The sequence below is a fragment of the Propionimicrobium sp. PCR01-08-3 genome (assembly GCF_030286045.1).
GTDB lineage: Bacteria > Actinomycetota > Actinomycetes > Propionibacteriales > Propionibacteriaceae > Brooklawnia.
Genome location: NZ_CP127390.1, coordinates 1,439,830 through 1,463,315, shown reverse-complemented (window position 1 = coordinate 1,463,315; position 23,486 = coordinate 1,439,830). Strand labels below are relative to the sequence as shown.

Genomic DNA, 23,486 nt, shown 5'->3' with positions numbered 1-23,486 from the left:
GCCGAATCAGCGAGGAGGCAGGCATGCGCACCTTGGACTGCGATGTGGTGGTGGTGGGCGGCGGTTCCACCGGAACGGGCGTGGTGCGCGATGTCGCCATGCGGGGGTACTCGGCGATCCTGGTCGATCGCGCCGACCTGGGCCAAGGGACCACCGGCCGTTACCACGGACTGTTGCATTCAGGCGGACGATATGTCGTGAGCGATCCACGCTCGGCGACCGAGTGCGCAGAAGAGAATGCGATCGTCACGCGTATCCACGCGAGCGCGGTGGAAGCCACCGGCGGCCTGTTCGTGGTCACTCCCGAGGATGATCTCGATTTCTCCGACAAGTTCTGGGCCGGCTGCCACGATACCGGCGTGCCCGTCGAAGAGATCAGCGTCGCCGAAGCGCTGCGACGGGAGCCCCGAGTCAATCCGGGCATCAAGCGGGCCTTCGCCGTCGAGGACGGCACCGTCGACGGCTGGCAGTTGGTATGGGGAGCCGCGCGATCGGCCCAGGAGTATGGCGCAAAAATTCTGACCTACCACACGGTGACGGGGATCGAGGTCAGCGACTCGGCGGTCACGGCGGTCAGCTGTACCGACCGGCGCAGCGGCGACGAACTCACCATCAACTGCCGCTTCGTCATCAATGCAGCCGGTGCCTGGGCGCATCACATCGCCGAAATGGCGGGCTGCCACGACGTCGAAGTGGTGCCGGGACGCGGCATCATGATCGCCATGAATCACCGGCTGGTCAACACCGTCGTCAATCGCTGCATCTATCCGGCCGACGGAGACATCCTGGTGCCGGTGCACACGGTCTCGATCATCGGCACGACCGATGTGCGCGCCGACGATCCGGACAAGCTCGCGATCCCGCATGACGAAGTACAGCAGATGTTCGACTCCGGCGAGACGCTGATTCCGGGCTTCCGCAAGGCGCGCGCGTTGCACGCCTGGTCGGGTGCGCGTCCCTTGGTGAAGGACGCGCGGGTGTCCGCTCAAGACACCCGGCACATGTCTCGCGGCATGTCGATCCTCGACCACCAGTCTCGAGACGGCGTTTCGGGCATCCTGACCATCGCCGGCGGTAAGTTGACCACCTATCGGCTGATGGCCAAGAACATCGTCGACGTGATGTGCGAGCAACTCGGTGACCAGCGCGAATGCCGTACCGCCGATGAACCGGTGCCGGGATCGACCGATGGCCATAATTACGTGGTCACTCACCGGTTGCACGATCGCGAGCAGGACCGCCGCGAGGACCAGATCATCTGCGAATGCGAATTGATGAGCCGTACGATGCTCACCGACGCGATGCACGCCGATCCGAAGTCCAGCATGGACGACCTGCGCCGCCATCTCCGGTTGGGAATGGGGCCTTGCCAGGGAGGATTCTGCAGCCTACGGGCGACGGGCATCGCCTGTTCCGAAGGAATCCTTGACGCGGATGGCGCGAACCTGAGACTGCACGAATTCTTGTCCAACCGCTGGATCGGGCTGTGGCCCATCCTGCACGGCGACCAGGTGCGGCAAACCGCATTGGACGAATGGATCTTCCAGGGACTGCTCGACGTTGAGCACCTGCCCGAGCCCTCGACCGTATTGGAGCCGGTGCCATTAGACGCAGCCACTCCTCCCGAGTCAACGACCGGGGCAGCCAACAAGAAGTCGGAGGTGGCGCGATGAACGACGTCGTGGTTATCGGTGCCGGTGTCGCCGGTCTGCTCGCGGCGGCACGGCTGGTCGATCAGGGCGCCAAGGTGAGCGTCGTCACTTTCGGCATCGGTGGTCTGCAACTGTCCCATGGCGGGTTCGACGTGCTCGGGTATGCACCGGAGCGGGTCGATCGTCCATTCGATGTGCTGGACGACTTCATTGCCGCGAATCCCGGACACCCCTACGCTCTGCTGGGGACCGAGGCAGTGCGCACCGGCACAGATTATGCGGCGAGCTTCTTCGGTGATCTGCTGGCAGGCAATGACGGACGCAACTGGCTGCTGCCCACCGCTGTCGGCGCATTGCGTCCCACCTACCTGGCCTCGCCGACCATGGTGGCCTCTGACGTGCGTGCCGATCACGATCCGGTGGTGGTGGCCGGTGTCCGCGAGCTCAAAGACTTTCCGGCCGACCTGATCGCAGGCAACCTGGCGGCCCAGCAGGTACCGGCCCGCGCGGTCGAGATCTCGCTGCAGCCCCGGGGCAACGAGGCCGATCCGTCAGCACTCAGCTATGCACGCGCGATGGATCGTCCCGAGTTCAGGGCGCGTTTCGCGAAAGCGTTGAGCGCGCAATTGCTGGCTGGTGAGAAGGTGCTGGTGCCGGCGGTCGCCGGCTACCGCGATCCCCGGGCTTTCGCCGACCTCGGTGAACGCATCGGCCACACCATCGCCGAGATACCCATGCCGCCGCCGGGTGTGCCGGGCATGCGGCTCAACGAATATGCCAGCAGACGCCTGCAGGATTTGCGGGTGCGCTGGATTCTCGGCGCTCGAGTGGTCGACATCCATGGCGACGGCGGCCGGGCAACGTCGGTCGATGCTGCAACCTCCGGCCACATCACTACGCTCAGCGCTGATGCATTCGTCTATGCCCCGGGTGGTTTCGAATCCGGCGCACTGACCCTGGATTCTTATGGCGAGGTACATGAGACACACCTCGGCCTGCCGGTACGCGTTCCCGACGGACAACTCATCGGACCGGACAGACGAGCCGAGCAGCCGCTGTTTCGCAGCGGGGTTGCCGTCGATGACAAGATGCGGGTGCTCGACGCGGACGACCGGCCGGTCTTTGCGAACCTCTTCGCCGCCGGTGGAATACTGGCCGGGGCAATGCGCTGGAGTGAGAAGTCGGGAGAAGGCATCGCGGCGGCGTCGGCCGTGCGCGCCGCGGACGCGATTGGAGATCTGGCATGAGCACCAAGAAGGATCCGAAGCAACTCACCCAGGCCGAGCGCGACGAGCGCGACACCGAACGTGCCGAACGCCTGGTCACCTCACAGCAGGGGCCGAAGTTCTTGGCCCTGAACACCAAGGAACCGGATATCTTCGCGGCCCAGCGCCTCAACCGGGCGAGCCTCGATCACTGCGTCAAATGCACGATCTGCGAGACCCAGTGCCCGGTATCGGCGGTCACCCCGCTGTTCTCCGGGCCCAAATACGTGGGCCCCCAGGCCGAACGGTTCCGCCACGGCGAATCCGTTGATCATTCGCTCGATTACTGCTCCAGCTGCGGCATCTGTACGTTGAGCTGCCCGCAGGGTGTGCAGATCGCCGAACTGAACTCGATGGCGCGGGCCGTGATGAAGGCCGACCACATGCCGATCCGCGACATGCTGATCGGCGAGACGGTGATGATGGGCAAGCTGATGACTCCGATCGCCCCGGTCGCCAGGGCTGCTCTCAACAACAAGCCGATCCGTATCGTCATGGAGAAAGCAGTCGGGGTGCACCGTGATGCACCGATGCCCACACCGCAGAATCAGTCCTTCGTCGGCTGGGCCAAACATCACAAGCGCCCCAATACTCGCGTCACGCGTGGGCCGGTGGTGTTCTTCCATGGCTGCGCGGGCGGCTACTTCGAAGTGCAAACCTCGATTCATACCGTCGAAGTTCTTGAATACCTCGGCTATGAGGTCATCATTCCAGCCCAGGGTTGCTGCGGGCTGGCGCAGCAGTCGAACGGCTTGTTCACGGGAGCCCGCAAGACCGTCCGCAAGCTGTGCAAGCAGTTGCGTGCCGCGGGGAAGGACCTGACGATCATCTCATCGTCCGGATCGTGTGCCGGGATGCTCAAACACGAGGCGCACGAGATCATGGGGGTGGACGATCCGGAGCTGATCGATGTGGGCACCAGACTTCGCGAAACCTCCGAGTTCTTGATGGAACTGGAAGACGAGGGCACTCTCCCCCACACCTTCGGACGTTTGGATATGACGGTGCCCTATCATGCACCCTGTCAGCTCAAGGGTCAGGGAATGGGAATGCCCGCCATTCGGCTGCTGGAGCTCATTCCGGGATTGAAGGTCGTCGAATCCGGGCAGGCCTGTTGCGGAATTGCCGGCACCTATGGGCTGAAGAAAGAGAAGTATGACGTAGCCCAGGCGGTCGGTCAAGCACTTTTCGATATGGTGATCGACACGAACCCTGAACTCGCGGTCTGCGACACCGAAACCTGCCGGTGGCAGATCACGAAATCGACCGGTGTTCCCACCGTTCATCCCATTTCGCTGATTCACCGCGCCTACGGGCTGGATAAGGACAACTCACACAGGTGATGACCAGATCCTGAGGCCCACCGGCAGCTCAGCCGTTGGGCCTCACTCTCTGGCTGGCCTCGCGTTATGCGGTTCCTATCGGCCTGTTCGTCACGCCGGTTCCGGCCCCTGGCGCCTCGGCCGAGACACGCGCCCTAAAGCGGGGTCCAGCTATTGCTCGGCTCCGCGTTTTCTTGGCATGATGGTTGTCGGTGGATTTGTACAACGAAAGTAAGTCCGGATTCACCACAAATCTTCTGGGATCGACCCCAGAAGAACACAAATCCTGAATGCCGAGAAGAGGCGGGCCACGAGATGCCTGCCGAATCGAGGTGCCGCAAGGATTATGAGGAAGGGAATACCGGATGTTTCTGACACCCCTGGTCGTCTCCTCTCTTGGAGAGGCTTTTATTTCAGAATTCGTAGGGACAGCGATCCTGCTGCTCTTGGGCGTTGGAGTTGTCGCTAATAATTTGCTCGGGAAAACGAAAGGAAATGGAACCGGCTTCCTCTTCGTGAACTTCGGCTGGGGCATTGCGGTTATGGCCGGTGTCTATTTCGCCAGCGCCACCGGTGGGCATCTGAATCCCGCCGTCACCGCCGGGGTGGTCGTCCGTGAACTTATCTTGGGTAATTCGATCGACTGGGCGCTCGTGGGTGTGTACGTGGTTGCGCAAATTCTCGGCTCGTTGCTCGGTGCCTTCCTCGCGTGGCTGGCCTACAAGAACCACTATGACGAGGATGTCGATCCGGCGCTGAAGCTCGGCACCTTCGCCACCGGACCGGAGATTCGCAAGCCGTTCTGGAACTACCTCACCGAGGTCATTGCTACCTTCGTGCTGGTTGGCTGGGTCATCGTCGCGGGTCTGCAAGATCCCAACGGCAACGCATGGATGCCTCTCGGTGTGACCTTGATCATCGTCGGTATCGGCGCTTCGCTCGGTGGCCCGACCGGATACGCCATCAACCCGGTCCGTGACCTCGGCCCGCGCATCATCCACGCCATCGTTCCCATCAAGGGCAAGGGCTCGTCCGACTGGGGTTACGCCTGGATTCCGATCGCCGGCCCGCTGAGCGGTGGCATCCTGGCCGCGATCATCATCGTGCCGATCTATCTTGCCGTGGGCACTCTGCCGGCCGATTCGGCGCCCTTCTTCCAGCTGGTCGCGAAGTAAAGCCAACCGGCGGTCAACCAGAACTTCAACACTTCAAAGGAGTAAATCAACGTGACTGAAATGTTCATCATGGCAATCGACCAGGGAACTACCAGCACGAGGGCCATCATTTTCAATCATGATGGCCAGATCGTGTCGAGCGGTCAGCTCGAGCATGAGCAGATCTTTCCGCGTGCCGGATGGGTCGAGCACAATCCGGACGAGATCCGCAGCAACGTCAACGAGGTGATGGGCCAGGCCCTCGCCCGGGCTCGTATCAACCGTCACCAGATCGCCGCCGTCGGCATCACCAATCAGCGCGAGACCACCATGGTCTGGGACCGCGAGACCGGCGAACCGATCTACAACGCGATCGTCTGGCAGGACACCCGCACCCAGAAGATCTGTGACGAACTGGCCGGGGACGAGGGCCCCGACCGCTTCAAGGACATCGTCGGCCTGCCGCTGGCGACGTATTTCGCCGGACCGAAGATCAAGTGGATTCTTGACAATGTGGAGGGTGCCCGCGAGAAGGCGGAGGCCGGCAAACTGGCATTCGGCACCATGGACTCCTGGGTGATCTGGAATCTCACGGGCAGCCAGCACGGCGGCCTGCACATCACCGATGTCACCAACGCTTCACGCACCATGCTGATGGATATCCGCACTCTGGAGTGGGATCCGGGCATGTGTGAGGCCATGGGCATCCCGATGTCGATGCTTCCCGAGATCAGGTCGTGTTCCGAGGTTTATGCGAACGGTGACAAGGAAAGCCTCATCATCGATACCCCGATCGCGGGCATCCTCGGTGATCAGCAGGCCGCCACCTTCGGCCAGGCCTGCTTCGAGAAGGGCATGGCCAAGAATACCTACGGCACCGGTAACTTCATGCTGATGAACACCGGCGAGGAGGCCGTCTTCTCGAAGAATGGTCTGCTGACGACCGTCTGCTACAAGATCGGGGACGCGAAGCAGGTCTACGCTCTCGAGGGCTCGATCGCTGTCACCGGTTCGCTGGTGCAGTGGCTGCGCGACAATCTGAAGATCATCGCGTCGGCTCCCGAGATCGAGGAGTTGGCCGCATCGGTCGAGAACAACGGCGGCGCCTACTTCGTGCCGGCCTTCTCGGGCCTGTTCGCACCCTACTGGCGTTCGGACGCCCGCGGCGCGGTGGTGGGCCTGACCCGCTTCTGCAACCGTGGCCATCTGGCACGCGCAGTGCTGGAGGCAACCGCCTACCAGACCCGGGATGTGTTGGAGGCCATGAACGCGGACGCGGGTGTGCCGCTGGCCGAGTTGCGTGTTGATGGCGGAATGACCGCCAACAACCTGTTGATGCAGTTCCAGGCGAATCAGCTGGACGTGAATGTGGTGCGTCCGGTGGTCGCAGAGACCACGGCGTTGGGCGCGGCCTACGCCGCGGGCATCGCGGTCGGCTTCTGGGAAGGCGAAAAGGATGTTGTCGCGAACTGGGCCGAGGACAAGCGCTGGGAGCCCGAGTCCGGTGAGGAGAACGAGGCCGAGCGCGAGCGTCTCTACCGCAACTGGAAGAAGGCAGTGTCGAAGACCCTCGACTGGGTCGACGACGACGTCGTCGAGTGACGGCTGACTAGTTGACCGCGGCCGCAGTTGATGGCGGCCGGCAGACAAATCCGGGTCCGGATGAACGACTCACAGGTCGTTCCCCGGGCCCGGCTGTCTGTCTGTGTCGCCCTGTTGAGTCGCGATGGCTGTCTTGGGCGGTCCGCACTGCTCGCGGGTCACAACCGGCAACCGCAGTGGCGCGCCTGCTGAGCGCTGATGTCTACTAGGCCGGCAGCGCGACCTTCGGTTTCGCCCACGATCTGCCGTGGGTGTCTTTGAGAATGTCGTATTCGACGTCGACGTGGGGCTCGATCGCCGAGTATTTGTCGTTGGGTGCGCCGATGATCAGCTGGAATCCGAGGCCCCGCCAAGCGCCGATCGCCCGCTCGGTGAAGTGCGCGTCCGCCTTGATGAGAGCCTCGTCCAAGAAGACCGGGGCATAACGCGGCCGCGACGATCCGGCATCGCCCAGCTGATAGCGCAAGGCGGCACCGACGATGAAGGCGACGAGTTCCTGGGATTCGCCACCGGATTTCTCGCCGATATGGTCGTACAGAGCGACATGCTCCTTGGTCGTCGCATTGACGCGCTCGGCGCTGACCCGCACATGGTTGCGCACATCGATAAGGTCCGCGAAGTCGGGCGCCTGACGCCGGATCCGGTTGATCAGCTTCGCCATCCGGGCAAAGCAGGCCTCCCGCTGCTCGTCGGTCTCGGCGGCAGCGATGAGTTCACGCACCGCGCGCAATTCCCGGCGGAATTGCTGCCTGAGGTTCGACCCGGTCTCCCGGACGGTGATCTGTAGCCGGTGGTTGTCGTCGTAGAACGGCAGATCCTGCATGATCAGATTGATCGGCTCGATGCGCTCCCGGATCTCCCGCAACGATCGGCTCAGAATCGAATCCAGATTGGTCAGGTCGTTTCCTGACAGTTTCAGCAGGCTATTCCGCCAATCGCGCTCGAGGGTGTGCAGGCCGCTTGATTCCAGGTCGGTGAGGATCTGCTCGAAGTCGTTGATCGAGGTATCCGGATCGACGAGCAGGTTCGGGTTGGGCCAGCGCTCCACGAATGAGGTCAGGGTGCGGCGCAGCGTCTCTCGTTGGTCTGCGAGGCTCTGCTGGGCCGTTTCCTGATCGGACGACAACTTGCTCGCCGCCGTCGTCAGCGCCGCATCGAACCTGGTCAAACGGGCTTTGTGCGAACCGGCGGCAGCTCCCTCGGTCAGATCGAAGCTTTGATCGAGATAGTGTGACTGGGCCTCGCTCAGCGCGCGTCCGGCGTCTTCGGCGTCGTCCAGCATGGCTTGGGCCTGATCGACCTCGTCGGTGATTTCGGCCCACTGCGTTTGCACCTGCTCTTGTTTGGTGCGGGCCCGGCCGATCTCCTGCTGGCAGCGATTCACCTTCTCGCCAGCCTTGGCGATCTGGGCACGCAGTTCGGCGATCTTCGGATTGCCCTGCGTCAGGTCTTCCAGGACGCCGGACCAGCGCTGCTGTTCGGCCTGTGCGCGGGCCACATCGATCTGATCCCAGCTGAACCCGCGGACGATGCGGTACGCCTGCTGAACATCGTCCAGCCGGCCAAGCGCACGCTTCGCCTCGTCAACGGCATCGATGGCCATCACCAGATCTTGCCTGGCCACGTCGATCTGGCCGGAGAGCTGGGTCACCCTGCGCTGGTTCGAAAATCCGAGCACATTGGCCCGGCCATGCCCGCCGTGCGCTCCCCTGGCGCCCTGCGAGGTCTGGCCGTTGATGGTCAAGGCCATCGCGTGTCTGGACAGCTCATCGGCCGAGCCGACGCAGACGAATCCGAACCGGTCGCTCAATTTGGCGCGCAGCCAGCCGGCAAACGGGCCGGTGCGGTAGTCGAGGCGTCCGGGCAGAGTGCGGGCATCCAGTTGGCCACCGAAATCCTGCCCCGTTTCGACGCCTTCATAGCGCAGCCGCTTGGGGGTCTGCACGGTATTGATGGCTGTGCGGAAGTCGCGCAACTTGGAGCGGTCGATGAGCAGCGTGGTGGCGAAACCGCCGAGCGCCAGATTGAACGCCTCACGCCACGGTTCAAATTCGGGCCGCACCTCGATCAGCTCGCCGACGAACGGCAGCTCATCGGGGCTGAGCCCGGCCGCCTCCGCCAGCAGATTCCTGGACGTGTCGAGCCCTGCGGGAATGTTGCCGTTGCGCAGCCCCGCCTGTGAGCGTTCGGATTCCAGCCCGGTCAGCTTTGCTTCGGCCGACCGTCGGGTGGCTTCGGCCTCGGCGTAGCTCGTCAACGCGGCATTCTTGGCGTCCGGATTGGAGAGCTGTGAGGTGGCGGTGGCCACCAGCTCGCCGAATTGCTTGGCAGAGGTGATCTCGGTTCCCAGCGCGCCGAGGGCTTCGTCCAGCTTCGCGCGATTGTCCAGCACGGTCTGCAGGTTGTTCTCGGCGTCGCGAAGCTCACGCTGGGCGGTCTCCAGCCGGTCGCCGCCGGAGGCCCGCAGCACCTCGCTCAAGCCGTCCCGCTCGGCGGCAGCCGCCCGGGCAAGTGCCTCCTTGTTGCGGACGAGTTCATCGGCGCGAAGCTTCTGATCGCGCAACTCCTGCTCGACCTCACGCAGCAAACCGAGGCGGCGCTCTGCCTGCCACAGTGACGCCAGTGAGCGGGGATCGTCGAAGCGGCCCAGCTCGTCGATCAGCCGCAACCTCTCGGCGGCGGACTCGATCTTCACCTTCAGCCCGCGAATCGGGGCCAGCGTGCGCACCTGTTGCTGGGCGGTGATCATCCGCTGCCGGGTGGATTCGAGTTCATCGAAGTGCTCGACGACGGCGTCCGCGGCCTGCAGAGTCTCAGGCTCTTCGAGGACCATCCGCTTATAGAGCTCGTCGACCGTGGTGATCTGCTGGCCGGCCTGAATGCGGGCCAGCAGGCTCATCGCCTTGCTGCCGGCCCCGGCCGCCCCGATGCCCAGCGTCGAATGCAGCTTCGCGGCGAACTCCCGCTCGGTGCCGAAAGTTGTCAGCCCGCCCGACCGCACGGACGCATCATTCAGCCGTTGGGTCGCGGCCCTTTCGAGCTCGCGCAGATCGAAACCGCCGTCGATAGTGGCGCGAACCCGCACGGTGTCTTCGAGCGCTCGGGCGGTGGCCGGTAGATACCAGGCGCGGACGGCCGTGAACCGGGAACCGTCATGGTCGGCCCAGGTCATCGCCACCGCCGTCCAGGTGTCGGTGCCGTCGCCGCGCAGCACCCGCACCTTGGTGCCCTGTGCAGTGCGCGATTCATCGAGTTTGCCTCTGCCATACGACACGATGTTGCGCTGATCCACTCCCCGCGGGCGTCCCTGCACTCCCCCATTGGACGCGCCGTTGAAGGGCGTGGTGTGGGGCATCATCAAGGCGATATAGGCGTCCATCAGAGTGGATTTGCCCGAGCCGGAACTGCCGCACAGCAGAGTGGCGGTGGGTGAGAATCGGACCCGGTGATAGCCGTCGTAGCCGCCCCAGTTCACCAGTTGCAGGTCTTCGGCGAGCCACTGCTGGCCCCTGGAGGCAGCCGGGATGAGCCCGAAGAGGGTGTCGAGCATGGTCACAGTTCGTCATCCTCCGAAGCATCTTTGCTGGTGTCCGCAGTGCTGGCATCATGCCCACCGGCAGCCGAATCCGGGGGCACCGGCCCGTTGTCCGTGGCCCGGCGGGCCGTCCTGTCACGCAGCCATTCGCTCAGCTCGCGCAGCCGTTCGGCGCTGAGCACGATCTCGACGATCGGGCTGATCCGGTAGCGTCCCTCGGACTCCTCGTCCAGCAGCCCGTCGCGCTCCAGCCGGGAGATCGCCGAACGAATGGCCTTCTGCCTTCTGGCGGTGTTTCCGTCGGCGTCCGAGAAGTAACTGAGCACGGTTTGCTCGACCTCCTCGACATCCACTCGTACGGCTTGCTCACCGGAGGTGGACTCGCGCTGGTAAATGGTGCGCAGATAGACCAGCACCAATGTCTCCGCGCGAGTGTAGGCATCGTCGCGCAACAGGATCGGCACGTCGAAGTCGTCGGAGCGCACCTGCTCCTTATAGGCGACCCCTCGGGAGTGATCGACGATCAGCCGCACGAACAGGTCATTGAGGTGAGACTCGATCCGCAGCTGGGAGGCGACCAGCACCTTCCAGTCGTCCGGATTGCGCTCGGCGAGCAGAAACCTGCGTTGCAGCAGCCGGACGAGCACCCGCCGCTCATCCAGATCGAGCACGCCGTGGTCGCCCGGATATAGCGAATCCGGATCGCCTTCCATCGGCACGGGATCGACGAAAGCCGTGGGATCAGCTTGCTCAGTTGACATCGTCTTCCTTGGTGGTTCGCGCGTTGACGGCCCCGAAAGCAAATCTGCGGCGGCTGCCGTCCGGACGCAGGGCCTCGACGGTGGACACCTCTTCTTGCTCGGTCATGCCATTGTGGTGGGCGATCTCGAGCAGCCCGAGCAGATCGACCGGCCGCCTGTCGGTGTCGTCGGCTCCTTCGAACGCCTCGGCCACGTCGAAGGTCTGGCCGAGGCCGCGGACATACGACTCGAGCCTGGGATAGTTCGGCCCACCCCAGGCGGTGGACTCGGCGTCGAGAAACTCGACGTCGGTGGCATCCTGCAACGGTTCGGGAGCATCGGTGGGGGCGAGTTCGCTGAGCGAGCGTCGCAGATGCCCGACATCGGCCACCGGGAAGCTGCGCACCGGCTCGGCCCGTTCGCCGGGTCTCGATACCTGCATCCAGGCTTGTAAGCCCGACATCACCGTGCGCAGCAGGTCATCGATCTGCCTGTCGCGGACGGGATCGTGAGTGCGTACCTGGGTGGTGATGACATGGGAGGCCTGGCGTTGGGTTTCGAGAACGTCCCAGACGCCTTGTTCGATCCTTCGGGCGATGGCGGCGAGTTCGGCACGCTGACCGGGATCCATCACGGCTGTGAACGGCTGCACCAGCAGCGCATGCAGCTGGCCGGTCAGCCGGTCGATCTGTTCGGGATCGCCGATCAAGGCCAGGGCGCCGGCGAACGCGCGTCCCTCCGCAGTGGACTCCATGACATCTTGGCCGCGTTGCAGGTATTCGCGCAGTACCTCGCCGGTGGGCCGGATGTCTTGGCGCAGGTCTGTCACCACGTCGCGCTGCATGGCTTTGATCGACTCGGCGACCCGCGCGAAATCGGCGGGCAATTCGCGGGCGAGGTGGACGATGTTCTCTGCCTCTTCGAGCAGTTGCTCGTCGTCCGGTGGTGTGACCTGGCCGGCACTCAGTTGGGCGATCTGGTTCTCGATCTGGTTGCGCTGGGCCTGAAGTTTCGCCAGCCGGGCGGCCGGATCGGTTTCGGCATCGTCACTGAGGGCCCCGATCGCGTCGATCAGGGTCCGGATGCGCGACTTCGTCACTCGAGTGCGGCCACCACTCGCGCGGCCCGCGATCTCCAAGGCACCGACGGCATGAGCGGTCAGCCGATACACCTCGATGTCGTTCTCGATCTGGTAGCCGAGCCAGCCGACCTTCACCCAATAGCGGCACATGTCGCGGGCGGTTCCGGTGGGCATGCCGCGCTCGTATGCGGCATCACCTGCTTCGTGAAGCTCATCGATGAGTTCGTCGATCTCGGCGTGTGCGTCGGCCACCGCCACCACCGCCCGGTCGGCGGTGAAGATGGTCGATAATACGGCGACCACGAAGGGTGCGTAGCGTCCGTGCAGAAGATCAAGGGTGGGGTTCTTGAACGCCGCGATGGAACGCCGGTAGGCGGCCTCGGCTCGCGTGTTCGTCATTCGCAACACGATAGCCCGATCCGCCGATGGCCGCAGCGCGGGCGCATCGGCGGATCGCAGGATCAGCCTTCGGTCGCCGCGATCGTGGGCTGAGCGCCGGTGGCTGCGCGGCCTCCCGCGGTTGGCTGCTCGCCGGCTTGTGGCTCGACTCCTGTCGCGGTCGGTTCGGTGGTGGCTGTCGGCTCACTCGTCGCGGTCTGCGTGGGCTCGCCGGTAGCGGTGCTGGTGGAGGTGCCCGTGGCGGTAGAGGTCGCCTCAGGCTGACCGGTGGAGGTCTGGTCCGCGGTCGCCGTACCGGCCGGCAGGCCGGTCGTTGTCGAACCGCTGGACGACGAGCCGTTCAGCGTTGTTCCACTGACCTTTTCGTGAATCTCGCCGGTGCCGGTCGACAGCGACTGCCCCGACATCGCCTGGATCGCGAAGATGGCGGCGAAGGCAATTACGAAGCCGACCAGCCCGGTGATCACCGCTATCTTGATGCGGCGGTTGCGGCGCTGTTTGGCCTCCTCGGGAGTGGCGGCAGGCTCCGCGTCCTGACCTTCGGCGGCCGCTTTGGTGCTGCCGGACGACACCTCGCCGGTGCCCTTCAACTTGCCCAACTTTTGCTGACGTGTGCTGCTCAACGACTGAAGCTTTTCCTCACCGGTATGCAGTGGGCGTTTCAGCAGCGGCAGCACGATCCCCGAGACCATGCTGACGATGAAGGCACTCACCACGCTGCCCACGGCACCCAGGGTGCCACCGACGATCGCGGCGATCGCCGAGGCAAGCGCGCCGGCCAGTACATCAGACGGGCGCAATCCCCCGGAGGCCCTCACCGCCTCGGCCTTGGCAGCGGGCGCGCCAGTGCTCGAACCTTGTGATCCGGCCAATTTCTGTTCTCCTTAAACCAGCCCCTGCTGGTCTGCGTTCACATCACGACTACGTCCACCGTATGTGGATTAGGCGGCGAACCATATTTGAGTTTCCTATGAATTGCATGGCCGCCGGCACATCCTCCCTCGGCTCTCGTAACACGGACCGATGGCCCCGGATACCTTAAAATCCCGCTATGTCGATGCCTACTCGTCTCAGCCCGGCCCGGAAAGTGGTCGCGGCGGTCGGAGGCGTGTTGACGTTTGCCGGCAGCGCATTTCTCGCGTTGTTGATCGGCCTGGTCTCCGAGACCGATTATCTGCCCGGTGATGGCTTCGCCACGGTGATCACGGTGACCTGTTTGGTGATCTTCGCTGGGTTGTGGATGATGACTCCCGGCCCTGACGTGTCCCTGCTGCCGGGCACGGCGGTGGGATTGCTCGGCGGGGCGCTCGGGTGCACGGCAGGGGCGATCTTGTTTCAAGCGCCACAGTGGGTGCCGGCCGGCATGGTCGCCGCCGCAGCGGTGCTCGGAGTACTCATCTGGATCAGGCATTTCCGTCGCCGGTGGCTGTTCACTCACGGACGCGAGACTGTCGGCGTCCTGGTGGAGCTGTCCTACGGCAGCTCGGAGGGAATCGTGATCTATCAGGCGGCTGACTACGTCGTCCAATACTTCGACGAGAATGGACGACTGGCCCGTGCGGCCGGTGAGGCATCGTTCAGGACATCCCGAATGCCGGATGTGGGCGACGCGTTCCGGCTTTGGTATGACCCGGGAAAACCCGGCAGACACTACGTGGCGCCTATCGATTTCAGCGACGTGGACGAGCCGGTGATTGTCCCCGACGGGCTGCGCACTCCCGACGACCAGGCCCCACCTATCGTCCGTGGAAGTTCCCGCGCAAGGGATGGATCGCCCTGTGGGCCTCGGTGGCGCTCGCTTTTACGGGCGGCATCATCGGACTGGTCAGCTGGGTGGCAGGCCCGGAGCAATCGGACGCGGCGAACGACATCGCCACGGGCGAGGTCAATGGTGCGCAGGTCGCCGTCGTCACCTATGCCGCCGACACCTTCGGGCACATCGACGTGTTCCGGCTGAGTTCGGGAGGCACCAGCGCGCAGGTAGAAGCCTTCGACCTCGAGACCGGCAAACGGCTGTGGGATACGCGACTCTTCGTGGACTACCCGGTGCCCGCGGCAAAGGCGCTGGCGATCGGCGGCGACTAGGTCTATTTGACGACCGAGCGCGGGCTGATGATCCTGGAGGCGGAATCTGGGCGCATCATCGCCCGGCCGGACGAGATCGCCGGGCTCGGCGCCGACTTCATCGCCGGGCTGGACGCCTACGCATTGGACGCCGATGACAGTGCGATCGTGGCGTTGACCGCTTCGGGCCGGTTCATGAGCATTCCGCTGGGCACGACCACGGCCGGGCCCGCATCGTCCGAGATCGAGGAGAAATGGCACAACTTGCTGCATGGGCCATCAGGCACCTCGCAAAATATCTTCACCGCCAGCCCCGAACACTTGACCCAAGACAGGGCCACCCTGCCCGACGGTACCGAACTCGACGTCCGCGACATCCCCGGGTTCGAGGATTCTTCGATCGTGTGCTGGCCCGATTCCCGTTGGCCTGTGGGAGCGGATGCGGGCTTCGTGATCTTGGAGGAGAGCGAGACCCTGGTGCTCTGGGATCTGACTGCCGGCCGAGCCGTGGACTCCGTGCAGCTCTTTAGCGCACCGCAGTCGGTCGGGCAGGCTACGGACGGCACGGTCGTCCTGATTGCGGAGCAGGACACCGACCAGGCAGCGCTGGTGATCGCCACCCCCACCACAATTGAATCAACCGTGATCGGCGACCGCGGCTGGCTCGGCCGATGAGGTGACCTCGCGCTTGAGCCACACGCCGGTTACGGTCATGTTTCCGGCGGCGGACGCGAGCGTCCGGCTGGTGAGATTGCTGCTAAATTAACGCTCGTTGCGATCGTTCAGGAGGCATTCGTGCTTGTCATCGACACCGACCCAGGGCTGGATGACGCGCATGCACTTGCCATCGCCACAGAACTGGTGAACCCAGAGGATCTGGTGGTCACCACCGTGGCCGGCAACCTCGGTATCGACACGGTGACCGCCAATGCCTGCTGGCTGATGAGCGAATTCGCACCCCAGGTTCCCGTCTTCCGGGGAGCCGCGTGCCCCCTCGTCGGTAAGCCGGTGGAGGCCGCGCACATTCACGGCAACAACGGGCTCGGTGGCTACCCGCGACCCGACGTCCAGATCGACGTGCCGGACACCCCGGCAGCGGTGAAGATCATTGAGCTGGCACATCAGCACCCGGGTGAACTGGAGATCGTCGCTCTCGGACCGCTGACGAACCTGGCTCTCGCCCTAGGCCTGGAACCTGGGCTTCCCGATCTGGTCTCCCGGCTGACCATCATGGGCGGCAGCCCTGCTCAGCACGGCAACGCATCGCTTAATGCCGAGTTCAACATCTTCGTCGATCCGGCCGCGGCCGAGACCGTCTTCGCCCGGATGCACGGCATCTCGGTCATCACCTGGGATCTGTGCCTGCGCTACCACTTTACCCGCGCCGAGTTCGACGGGTTCTGGTCGGGTGATTCTCGTCAGGCCGGCGTCTTGCGCGCCATCAGTGAGCATCAGGCTGCCAACGATCCCGCTTACACCGAACGCGACTATTTCGGACGCGCGGACCCGCTGGCCATGGCTGTCGCGCTTCGCCCCGAGATCGTCTCGGGCGCAACATCGCACCGCATCCAGGTCGTCCACGATGGAGGTCTTGCCCACGGCGTCACTGTCGTTGACGAGCGAGACGCCACCGGCGACCGCTCCCCTTCCCGAATCATTGATGACTTCGACCGCCCAGCGCTGGTCGAAACCCTGACCGTGTAGCTTGCCGTACCGCCGTTGACAACCACCGACCACCGTGCCCGCATCCGGGGAACGGTCAATATCACCATGATTCAGGAGCGAACATGCCGCATCTCTCCCCCACGATCAGCCGTATCTCCCGCCGTGTGTGCGCCGGCGTTGCCCTCGCGGCACTGAGCGTCACCGCCCTGGCCGGTTGCTCCGGTTCGGGCGATGAGACCACCGCCTCCGATGGCACGCAGCAGGTCTCGGTGCAGCTGGGCTGGCTGCCCAACGTCGAGAACATGCCCGTGCTGCTCGCCCAGGAGAACGGGCATTTTGCCGAGCAGGGGCTTGACGTCGAGGTGCTCCCCGGCGGCCCCGATGTCAACATGGACGCGCAGATCGCGGGTGGTAACGCCCTGGTCGGGCTGCTGTCGGCAGAGATCTTTGCCAAGTCGGTGCAGGCGGGGTCCGGGCTGGTGGCGATCGGTGCCGAGTTCCAGACCTCGACCTCGGCGATCGTCACCTCGGCCGATTCCGGCATCAACGAGCCGAAGGATCTGGAGGGCAAGAAGCTGGGCATGTCGCAGACCGATATGCCGGTCTACCCCGGATTCTTCAACTTCGTCGGTGTCAACATGGACAACATCGAACAGGTGATGACCGGATCCGATCCGGCGTCGCTGGCGTCGGGCGAGGTCGACGCGATCACCGGAAGCCTGGCCAATCAGCCGGTCGTGCTCGAAGAGCAGGGCTTCGACGTCAAGACCATTCCGCTCGGTGACTACGGCTACAACCGGTGGAGCGGCGTGATCGTGGTCCGTGAATCGTCGTTGGCCGACGAGACGGAGCGCGCCGAGATCATTTCCGTCCTGAAGGCTATGCGAGCAGGCGCCGAGGACGCGGTTGCCGATCCGCAGGCCGGTGCGCAGCAGATCTACGACGCCTACGGCCAGCAGCTGGGTCTCGATCTCGAGTCGCAGCAGAAGGGCGCCGAAGTGTGGGCGGAGATTTTGCAGACCAACACCGAAGACACCGGACTGCTGAAGGTCGACGACGCCAGTCTGGCCGATTTGCAGACCTTCTACGATGCCAACGACATCAAGGTGCAGGCCACCGACATCTTCGATCTTTCGGTCGGCGAGGAGGCGTTCGCGTGAGCGAACCGGTCCAGGGCCTGGCGACCCAAGGCGTCAGCAAACATTTCGCCGGCCGACGCAGCGTCGTCCAGGCTCTCGACGATGTCACGATCGTCACGCCGCCCGGATCGTTCGCCGCGCTGATCGGCCCATCGGGCTGCGGCAAGTCGACCCTGCTGCGGATGTTCGCCGGCCTGGACGACCCGACTGCCGGCAGCCTGCGGGTGCTGGGGGTCCCCCCGCACGTCATTCAGGCCTCCCACGAGATCGGCGTCGCCTTTCAGGACGCCGCGCTGCTGCCCTGGCGCTCGGTCACCGCGAATATCGCTCTTCCGCTGCAGGTCGCGGGACGATCGGTGAACAAGAAGGCCATCGCCGATCTGGTGAAACTGACCGGCCTGGAGGGTTTCGAGGATGCGCGTCCTTCTCAGCTGTCCGGCGGCATGCGGCAGCGCGTCGCGATCGCGCGGTCGCTCGTGCTCGAGCCGAAGGTCCTGCTGCTGGACGAGCCGTTCGGCGCGCTCGACGACATGACCAGGCAGGCCATGAATCTGGAGCTGCAACGCATCTGGACCGAGCGTCCGACGACCACCTTGCTGGTCACCCACTCCTTGGACGAAGCGGTCTTCCTGGCCGACCGGGTCTTCGTGATGGCCGCCCGTCCCGGCCGCATTCTCGAAGAGGTCCCGGTCGATTTGGAGCGCCCGCGCACCCCGGCGACTCAGAAGACCCCCGAGTTCCACGCGCTGCGCGACAAGTTGTCGGATCTGCTGTTCTCGGCCCGCGAGCAGTCGAAGGCCGACGCGGCATGACGAAGGCACGTCGCCCGGGCAAGGGATTCACCACCGGTGCGGTCACGATCGTCGTTCTGCTGGCGGCCTGGTGCCTGGTCGCGCTGACATTCTCGTCCAGCGGCATCGTCCCCTACCCGTGGACGCTGATTCACCAACTGCTGAGCGACTGGGGTCTGCTCGCCTCAAACGCCGTATTTACCCTGGCCATCGCGGCCAAGGGTCTCGGCTGGACGCTGCTGGTGATGATCCCGCTGGCCTGCATCTGCCTGCTGTGGCCGGTGAGCGAGCCGGTGATCATGCAGGTCGCCGTCGTGATTCACGTGATTCCCTTCGTGGCGATCGCGCCCATCCTGATCGTCTCGCTGCCGCCCGACACCGCCCGCGTGGTGGTCGCCGCACTGCAGATCTACTTCCCGCTGCTCACCGGGCTGCTGCTCGGGCTGCGCTCGGCCGACCAGGCGTCGATGGATGTGGTGACCGCCAGCGGCGGACGCAACTGGGCGAGGCTGCGTTACGTGCGCACGTTCAGCGCGCTGCCCCAGCTGGTCTCCGGCCTTCAGATCGGCATCCCGGCCGCGATTCTCGGCGCCGTCATCAGTGAGTTCTTCGGCGCCGATCACGGTCTCGGCGCGATCATCGTGACCTCCCAGCAATCCTTCCTGACCGACCGCACCTGGGCGATCGCCGTGTTCATCGGAGCGCTGGCGGCGCTCGGCTACGGATTGGTGAGCTTGCTGGCCAAGGTCATCGTGCCGTGGGCCGGCAAGGGTGCCTCGGTGGGCACCTCGGTCGCAGGATCCGAGACGTCGAGAATCGGCCGTATTCAAGGCCTCATCGCGGGCCTGGTCGCCTTCGTCCTGCTGATCGGGTTTTGGCAGTCGCTGCGTTCGGTGTTCGATCTGCCGCAGTTCTTCACCAAGACGCCGCTCGAGATCGCGGGCTTCCTGGTGTCGGGCAACCTGCAGTCGGGTGCCCCGGCCGCAGAGTTCTGGGGCGTCTTCTTCGGCGGGCTCGGGCAAACCCTGCTGGACGCCGTGGTCGGTTTCCTGGTCGGCACCGTGATCGCCGTGGGCTGCGCCGTGCTGTTCGTTGCGGTTCCGGCGCTGGGCAAGGCCATCATGCCGGTTGCGGTCGTGCTGCGTTCGGTTCCGCTGCTCGCCCTGACCCCGCTGCTGATGCTGATCTTCGGACGAGGCCTGCTGGGCGTCACCGTACTGGTCACCCTGGTCACCTTCTTTCCGACCCTGGTCACCGTGCAAACCGGTCTGCGGACCGCACCCGAAGGCGCCGTCGACGTCATCCGCGCATCGGGCGGGACCTCGGGCCAGGCGGCCCGCTTCGTCCGACTGCAATACGCGCTGCCCTCGATCACCGCCTCGGCCCGCATCGCGGTGCCGGGCGCCATCAGCGGCGCGACCCTGGCCGAATGGCTGGCCACCGGCAAAGGGCTCGGCCAGATCTTGACCCAGTCGTCCATCAACGCCGACTACTTCACCTTGTGGGCCTCCGGGGTGCTGCTCGTCGTGGTAGCACTGATCGCATACAGCGCCATCGGCTGGCTCGACAAACTCGTCACGAGCCGCTTCGGACTCACCGACTGACATCTCACTAGCTATTTTGGAGGATCATGGCTCCCCAGGTTGCAGACCTGCTGCTTGAGCACGCGTTCATCGTCACCTTCGACGCGGATGGCACGGTCATCGCCGATGGCGCGATCGCCATCAACGATGGCGCGATCATCGACCTCGGGCCGGTCGATCAACTGCGCGCCCGGGTGAACGCCAGCGCGAAACGCGACCTCGGTGGCCAGATCGTGATCCCCGGCCTGGTCGACGCGCACCTGCACACGGCACAGACCATGATGCGCGGCTTGCTGACCGCGTTGAGCCGCAAGGGCGATCTGCGGGTGCCGACCTGGGTCGAATACCTGGTGCCGTTCGAGTCGAACCTCTCGGAGGACGATGTCGAGTTGTCGGGGCTGCTGGCCTACTCCACCATGCTGGAGACCGGCACTACGACCTTCTTCGAGGCCGGCGGGCCGTATCCGCTGTCGATGGCCAAGGCCGCGTGGACGACCGGTATCCGCGGCGCGGTTTCCCAGTCGACGATGGACGGCGGCAACCGGATCCCGGGCAGCATGCAGATGAGCGCCGACCAGGCGCTGCAGGCCAACATCAATGTCGTCGAGGCGCTCCCCCACGCAGATGACGGATCGATCCGGGTGACCGGAGGCATGTCGCTGCGCCAGATCATCGCCTGCTCGACCGGCCTGGTGAAAGACATACACCGCGAAGCCCAAGACCGCGGCGTCAAGGTGCACACCCATCTGGTGGAGGGCACCTACGAGATCGACTACGCCCTGGAGAACTTCGGGCATCGTCCGGTCGAGTATCTGCAATCGATCGGGGTCTTCGACCACACCTTGCATGGTGCGCATTCGGTTCTGGTCGGCGACGCCGACATCACTGCCTACGCCCGGCACGGCGTATCGGCCTGCCATTGCGCCAAGGGCAACTTCGGGATCGGTCCGGCACCGGCCATCCGGATGCGCCGCCGCGGCGTCGATATCGGCCTGGGCACCGATGGGGTCGCGATGCTGGGCACGCTTGATCTTTTCCGAGTCGCGATGATTGCCCGGGTGGGCCAGCAGCTGGTCGAGGGCGTGGGCCGGCATAACCGCAACGAGATCGATCCCCGCGAGCCGCTGGAGATGGCGATCGTCGGCGGTGCGGCGTCCATGGGGCTGGGCGAGGTGATCGGCTCGCTCGAGACCGGCAAGAGAGCAGACCTGGTGGTGATCTCGATGGACGGCCCGGACGCCGCAGGCTACGACTCCGAAGAGGCCTTCCTCTACGAGTGCGCCGCCGGCCAAGACGTCACAGAGGTCTACGTCGAGGGCCGCCAGGTGGTCGCCGACGGCCACTGCACCGCCGTCGACACCGCAGAGATCCGCGCCCGAGCACGTGCACGCGCCCGCGAACTGGGCGCGCTGCTGGCCTGAGTGCTGACCGCCTTGCGCATGTGATCGTGATGAACGCATCATTGATGCATGTCCATGATTCAGGTGCGAAATGTCCCCGAAGATCTGCATCGTCAGCTCAAAGCGCGCGCTGCGCGTGAAGGCGTCACTTTGTCGGAACTGGCCTTGAGTGAATTGAGGCGAGCGATGACGGTACCTACTGAGACAGAGTTGCGCGAACGCTTCAGCAATCGTCCGATCCAGCCCTATAACGGCGAGACTGCCGCAGAATCCGTGCGTGCTGAACGTGACGCGCGATGATCGTCCTTGATGCTTCTGCTGCGGTCGAGCTGACATTGTCCTTAAGGCTTTCTTCCGGGGTCCAAGAGCACCTGGAGAAAGCACGCTGGCAGATCGCTGCTCCCGAGCTTTTGACCGTAGAAGTCATCCAAGTACTGCGACGACGAGTCTTGGCCAAGGTGACGTCAGTGGAGGCTGCTGAAGAGGCCTTGGACTTGTTGGCGGATCTCAATATCCGTTTCTTTTCTCATCAGACCTTGGCCGACCGGATCTGGGAACTGCGTGACAACGCTACTGCCTATGACGCGGCCTATCTCGCGCTTGCAGAGTTATTGAGCGCAGAACTCTTGACCGCAGATTCTCGCCTCGCCCACTCGGGTGGACATGCTGCCAAGATCAGTCTGGTTAGTTGAACACGACGAAATGAACGCTTTCAGCGCGTTACCGGTGCGCGAGATAGTCGCGGCTCCGATCGACGATGAACGGCGCGGCTGGCCCTTCAGCATGGCGCCGGTCGCGCAGCTGCTGCGCGACGGCTTGGAGTTGACGGAGCTGACCATCCTGGTCGGTGAGAATGGGGTCGGCAAATCGACCATCATCGAGGCGGTCGCGATGGCCTACGGGCTGAGCGCGGAGGGCGGCAGCACGAACGAGCGGCCGTCCGATCGTCCGACCGAATCCCGGTTGCACGAGCATCTCGCGCTGATACGCGGCATCAGGCAGTCGCGCTGGGGGTACTTCGTCCGGGCCGAGACCATGCACGGGCTGCTGACCTACCTCGAAGAACATCCCGGGGCGGACGCTCCGTATCACGAGCTGTCGCACGGCCAGGCGTTCAATGCGCTGCTCGATCAGAAGCTCGTCCACATGGCCGGGCGCGGCGGCTTCTTGGTGCTCGACGAGCCCGAAGCAGGTCTGTCGTTCATGTCACAGATCACTCTGGCAAACCAGATCGGCGGGCTGCGCGATGAGGGGATCCAGGTCCTGATGGCGACGCACTCCCCCATCCTCGCTGCGATTCCGGGTGCCCAGATCGTCGAGTTGGACGAAACGGGCTTTTGCCGGCGCGAGTGGAAAGACCTGATGTCGGTCGCGCTGTATCGGCGCTTTCTGGACGACCCGGGTTATTTCGGACTTGAGTAGCAAGTAGCCCCTGTCGCGACCCCGTGCGTCGATACGATGCCATCGGGAGCGTTGTGGTCATTCCCCGATGATGTACCGGCTACGACGAACTGACATTGGCAGCCGCCAGTACATGCAACATTCGGGGACGCAATATATCTGCAAAATAGGCCCATCGCACACGCATCGGCCTCATTATTATCATCATTTAGACAGCGAAAGGAACTCCCGGCATGAAATCTGCGACCAAGACGTTTCCTTCCACTATCATCGCAATGGCACTTGCGTGTGGACTATTGATACTCACGGGCTGCGGCAAAGCGGAGAAGTTGCAAGCCTATGAATTCGACAATGACAGTATTCCCTCGGTGAACTCCGTGGTCGGTGAACGCAAGGTGAACGGGGTGTCGAGCGGGACAGGCAGCGATGGCGCGTACCAGGAGTACACCTACGAAAGCGAATCGGTAACCCAAGACCTTTATGACTACCTGCTCGTGGAACTGTATGAGAGCGGCTGGACTCCCACCATCGATTTCGATTTGAATCAGATACCGGGCACTGCGCAAATGGCGACGGAATCGATTGATAGCGGACAGATCCTACTCATGGATGTGTCCTATGAGCAAAGTGGATACACCATCAAGGTCACCAAAATGGAAGGCACCATTACCCCGAATTAGAGCATCAACGGGC

The 23,486-nt window shown here is 64.1% G+C and carries 21 protein-coding genes; 17 read left to right on the top strand and 4 right to left on the bottom strand.

What is annotated here, in order from left to right; translation table 11 throughout:
- The first annotated feature begins 23 nt into the window (after nt 1-23).
- The 5 genes from glpA to glpK all read left to right on the top strand — a co-directional run bounded on the left by glpA (nt 24) and on the right by glpK (nt 6,995).
- The gene (gene glpA, locus QQ658_RS06670; RefSeq protein ID WP_286026865.1) at nt 24-1,673 is read left to right on the top strand and encodes an anaerobic glycerol-3-phosphate dehydrogenase subunit GlpA; all 1,650 of its coding nucleotides are present in this window, start codon (nt 24-26) and stop codon (nt 1,671-1,673) included.
- Entirely contained in the window at nt 1,670-2,899 is a 1,230-nt protein-coding gene (gene glpB / locus QQ658_RS06665) for a glycerol-3-phosphate dehydrogenase subunit GlpB (RefSeq protein ID WP_286026864.1), read from the top strand. Before glpA ends, glpB begins: the two co-directional genes overlap by 4 nt.
- Complete coding sequence (locus QQ658_RS06660) at nt 2,896-4,260, top strand: anaerobic glycerol-3-phosphate dehydrogenase subunit C (RefSeq protein WP_286026863.1); 1,365 nt, start codon at nt 2,896-2,898, stop codon at nt 4,258-4,260. Before glpB ends, QQ658_RS06660 begins: the two co-directional genes overlap by 4 nt.
- A 344-nt stretch (nt 4,261-4,604) precedes the next feature.
- Entirely contained in the window at nt 4,605-5,414 is an 810-nt protein-coding gene (locus QQ658_RS06655) for an MIP/aquaporin family protein (RefSeq protein WP_286026862.1), read from the top strand.
- 60 nt (nt 5,415-5,474) lie between these two features.
- Nucleotides 5,475-6,995, top strand: coding sequence for a glycerol kinase GlpK (gene glpK, locus QQ658_RS06650; RefSeq protein ID WP_286027054.1), 1,521 nt, complete (start codon nt 5,475-5,477; stop codon nt 6,993-6,995).
- A 205-nt stretch (nt 6,996-7,200) separates the two neighbouring features.
- Here the strand turns inward: glpK and QQ658_RS06645 are convergent, their stop codons facing one another.
- The 4 genes from QQ658_RS06645 to QQ658_RS06630 form a co-directional block, all read right to left on the bottom strand.
- Entirely contained in the window at nt 7,201-10,545 is a 3,345-nt protein-coding gene (locus QQ658_RS06645; protein ID WP_286027053.1) for an ATP-binding protein, read from the bottom strand.
- A 2-nt stretch (nt 10,546-10,547) separates the two neighbouring features.
- Complete coding sequence (locus QQ658_RS06640) at nt 10,548-11,291, bottom strand: DUF4194 domain-containing protein (protein WP_286026861.1); 744 nt, start codon at nt 11,289-11,291, stop codon at nt 10,548-10,550.
- Complete coding sequence (locus QQ658_RS06635) at nt 11,281-12,750, bottom strand: DUF3375 domain-containing protein (RefSeq protein ID WP_286026860.1); 1,470 nt, start codon at nt 12,748-12,750, stop codon at nt 11,281-11,283. Before QQ658_RS06635 ends, QQ658_RS06640 begins: the two co-directional genes overlap by 11 nt.
- A 62-nt stretch (nt 12,751-12,812) precedes the next feature.
- The gene (locus QQ658_RS06630; protein WP_286026859.1) at nt 12,813-13,622 is read right to left on the bottom strand and encodes a hypothetical protein; all 810 of its coding nucleotides are present in this window, start codon (nt 13,620-13,622) and stop codon (nt 12,813-12,815) included.
- A gap of 179 nt (nt 13,623-13,801) precedes the next feature.
- Between QQ658_RS06630 and QQ658_RS06625 the strand changes: the two genes are divergently transcribed.
- The 12 genes from QQ658_RS06625 (at nt 13,802) to QQ658_RS06570 (ending at nt 23,473) form a co-directional block, all read left to right on the top strand.
- Nucleotides 13,802-14,707, top strand: a complete 906-nt coding sequence (locus QQ658_RS06625; RefSeq protein ID WP_286026858.1) for a hypothetical protein — start codon at nt 13,802-13,804, stop codon at nt 14,705-14,707.
- Nucleotides 14,695-14,835 carry a hypothetical protein gene (locus QQ658_RS06620; protein ID WP_286026857.1) on the top strand — a complete coding sequence of 47 codons (141 nt, stop codon included), beginning with the start codon at nt 14,695-14,697 and terminating at the stop codon, nt 14,833-14,835. Before QQ658_RS06625 ends, QQ658_RS06620 begins: the two co-directional genes overlap by 13 nt.
- A 6-nt stretch (nt 14,836-14,841) precedes the next feature.
- Nucleotides 14,842-15,489 carry a hypothetical protein gene (locus tag QQ658_RS06615; RefSeq protein ID WP_286026856.1) on the top strand — a complete coding sequence of 216 codons (648 nt, stop codon included), beginning with the start codon at nt 14,842-14,844 and terminating at the stop codon, nt 15,487-15,489.
- Nucleotides 15,490-15,609: 120 nt separating this feature from the next.
- Nucleotides 15,610-16,518 (top strand): nucleoside hydrolase, encoded by a 909-nt coding sequence (locus QQ658_RS06610; RefSeq protein ID WP_286026855.1) that lies wholly within the window; start codon nt 15,610-15,612, stop codon nt 16,516-16,518.
- Nucleotides 16,519-16,601: 83 nt separating this feature from the next.
- Nucleotides 16,602-17,639, top strand: coding sequence for an ABC transporter substrate-binding protein (locus tag QQ658_RS06605; RefSeq protein ID WP_286026854.1), 1,038 nt, complete (start codon nt 16,602-16,604; stop codon nt 17,637-17,639).
- The gene (locus QQ658_RS06600; RefSeq protein ID WP_286026853.1) at nt 17,636-18,430 is read left to right on the top strand and encodes an ABC transporter ATP-binding protein; all 795 of its coding nucleotides are present in this window, start codon (nt 17,636-17,638) and stop codon (nt 18,428-18,430) included. Before QQ658_RS06605 ends, QQ658_RS06600 begins: the two co-directional genes overlap by 4 nt.
- A complete protein-coding gene (locus QQ658_RS06595; RefSeq protein ID WP_286026852.1) occupies nt 18,427-20,013 on the top strand; it encodes an ABC transporter permease in 1,587 nt (528 codons plus the stop codon). The genes QQ658_RS06600 and QQ658_RS06595 overlap by 4 nt, the downstream gene beginning before the upstream one ends.
- A gap of 26 nt (nt 20,014-20,039) precedes the next feature.
- Nucleotides 20,040-21,413, top strand: a complete 1,374-nt coding sequence (locus tag QQ658_RS06590) for an amidohydrolase family protein (protein WP_286026851.1) — start codon at nt 20,040-20,042, stop codon at nt 21,411-21,413.
- Nucleotides 21,414-21,461: 48 nt separating this feature from the next.
- Nucleotides 21,462-21,692 (top strand): FitA-like ribbon-helix-helix domain-containing protein, encoded by a 231-nt coding sequence (locus QQ658_RS06585; RefSeq protein ID WP_286026850.1) that lies wholly within the window; start codon nt 21,462-21,464, stop codon nt 21,690-21,692.
- A complete protein-coding gene (locus tag QQ658_RS06580) occupies nt 21,689-22,084 on the top strand; it encodes a type II toxin-antitoxin system VapC family toxin (RefSeq protein ID WP_286026849.1) in 396 nt (131 codons plus the stop codon). Before QQ658_RS06585 ends, QQ658_RS06580 begins: the two co-directional genes overlap by 4 nt.
- Nucleotides 22,085-22,094: 10 nt before the next feature.
- Nucleotides 22,095-22,814, top strand: coding sequence for an AAA family ATPase (locus QQ658_RS06575; protein WP_286026848.1), 720 nt, complete (start codon nt 22,095-22,097; stop codon nt 22,812-22,814).
- Between the two features lie 212 nt (nt 22,815-23,026).
- Nucleotides 23,027-23,473 carry a hypothetical protein gene (locus QQ658_RS06570; protein ID WP_286026847.1) on the top strand — a complete coding sequence of 149 codons (447 nt, stop codon included), beginning with the start codon at nt 23,027-23,029 and terminating at the stop codon, nt 23,471-23,473.
- The last annotated feature ends 13 nt before the right edge of the window (nt 23,474-23,486 follow it).

What these genes read in the sequence shown, in the direction of transcription:
- glpA (WP_286026865.1), top strand. Translation starts at nt 24, where the DNA reads ATGCGCACCTTGGACTGCGATGTGGTGGTGGTGGGCGGCGGTTCCACC.
- glpB (WP_286026864.1), top strand. Translation starts at nt 1,670, where the DNA reads ATGAACGACGTCGTGGTTATCGGTGCCGGTGTCGCCGGTCTGCTCGCG.
- QQ658_RS06660 (WP_286026863.1), top strand. Translation starts at nt 2,896, where the DNA reads ATGAGCACCAAGAAGGATCCGAAGCAACTCACCCAGGCCGAGCGCGAC.
- QQ658_RS06655 (WP_286026862.1), top strand. Translation starts at nt 4,605, where the DNA reads ATGTTTCTGACACCCCTGGTCGTCTCCTCTCTTGGAGAGGCTTTTATT.
- glpK (WP_286027054.1), top strand. Translation starts at nt 5,475, where the DNA reads ATGTTCATCATGGCAATCGACCAGGGAACTACCAGCACGAGGGCCATC.
- QQ658_RS06645 (WP_286027053.1), bottom strand. Translation starts at nt 10,545, where the DNA reads ATGCTCGACACCCTCTTCGGGCTCATCCCGGCTGCCTCCAGGGGCCAG.
- QQ658_RS06640 (WP_286026861.1), bottom strand. Translation starts at nt 11,291, where the DNA reads ATGTCAACTGAGCAAGCTGATCCCACGGCTTTCGTCGATCCCGTGCCG.
- QQ658_RS06635 (WP_286026860.1), bottom strand. Translation starts at nt 12,750, where the DNA reads ATGACGAACACGCGAGCCGAGGCCGCCTACCGGCGTTCCATCGCGGCG.
- QQ658_RS06625 (WP_286026858.1), top strand. Translation starts at nt 13,802, where the DNA reads ATGTCGATGCCTACTCGTCTCAGCCCGGCCCGGAAAGTGGTCGCGGCG.
- QQ658_RS06605 (WP_286026854.1), top strand. Translation starts at nt 16,602, where the DNA reads ATGCCGCATCTCTCCCCCACGATCAGCCGTATCTCCCGCCGTGTGTGC.
- QQ658_RS06595 (WP_286026852.1), top strand. Translation starts at nt 18,427, where the DNA reads ATGACGAAGGCACGTCGCCCGGGCAAGGGATTCACCACCGGTGCGGTC.
- QQ658_RS06590 (WP_286026851.1), top strand. Translation starts at nt 20,040, where the DNA reads ATGGCTCCCCAGGTTGCAGACCTGCTGCTTGAGCACGCGTTCATCGTC.
- QQ658_RS06585 (WP_286026850.1), top strand. Translation starts at nt 21,462, where the DNA reads ATGTCCATGATTCAGGTGCGAAATGTCCCCGAAGATCTGCATCGTCAG.
- QQ658_RS06580 (WP_286026849.1), top strand. Translation starts at nt 21,689, where the DNA reads ATGATCGTCCTTGATGCTTCTGCTGCGGTCGAGCTGACATTGTCCTTA.
- QQ658_RS06575 (WP_286026848.1), top strand. Translation starts at nt 22,095, where the DNA reads ATGAACGCTTTCAGCGCGTTACCGGTGCGCGAGATAGTCGCGGCTCCG.
- QQ658_RS06570 (WP_286026847.1), top strand. Translation starts at nt 23,027, where the DNA reads ATGAAATCTGCGACCAAGACGTTTCCTTCCACTATCATCGCAATGGCA.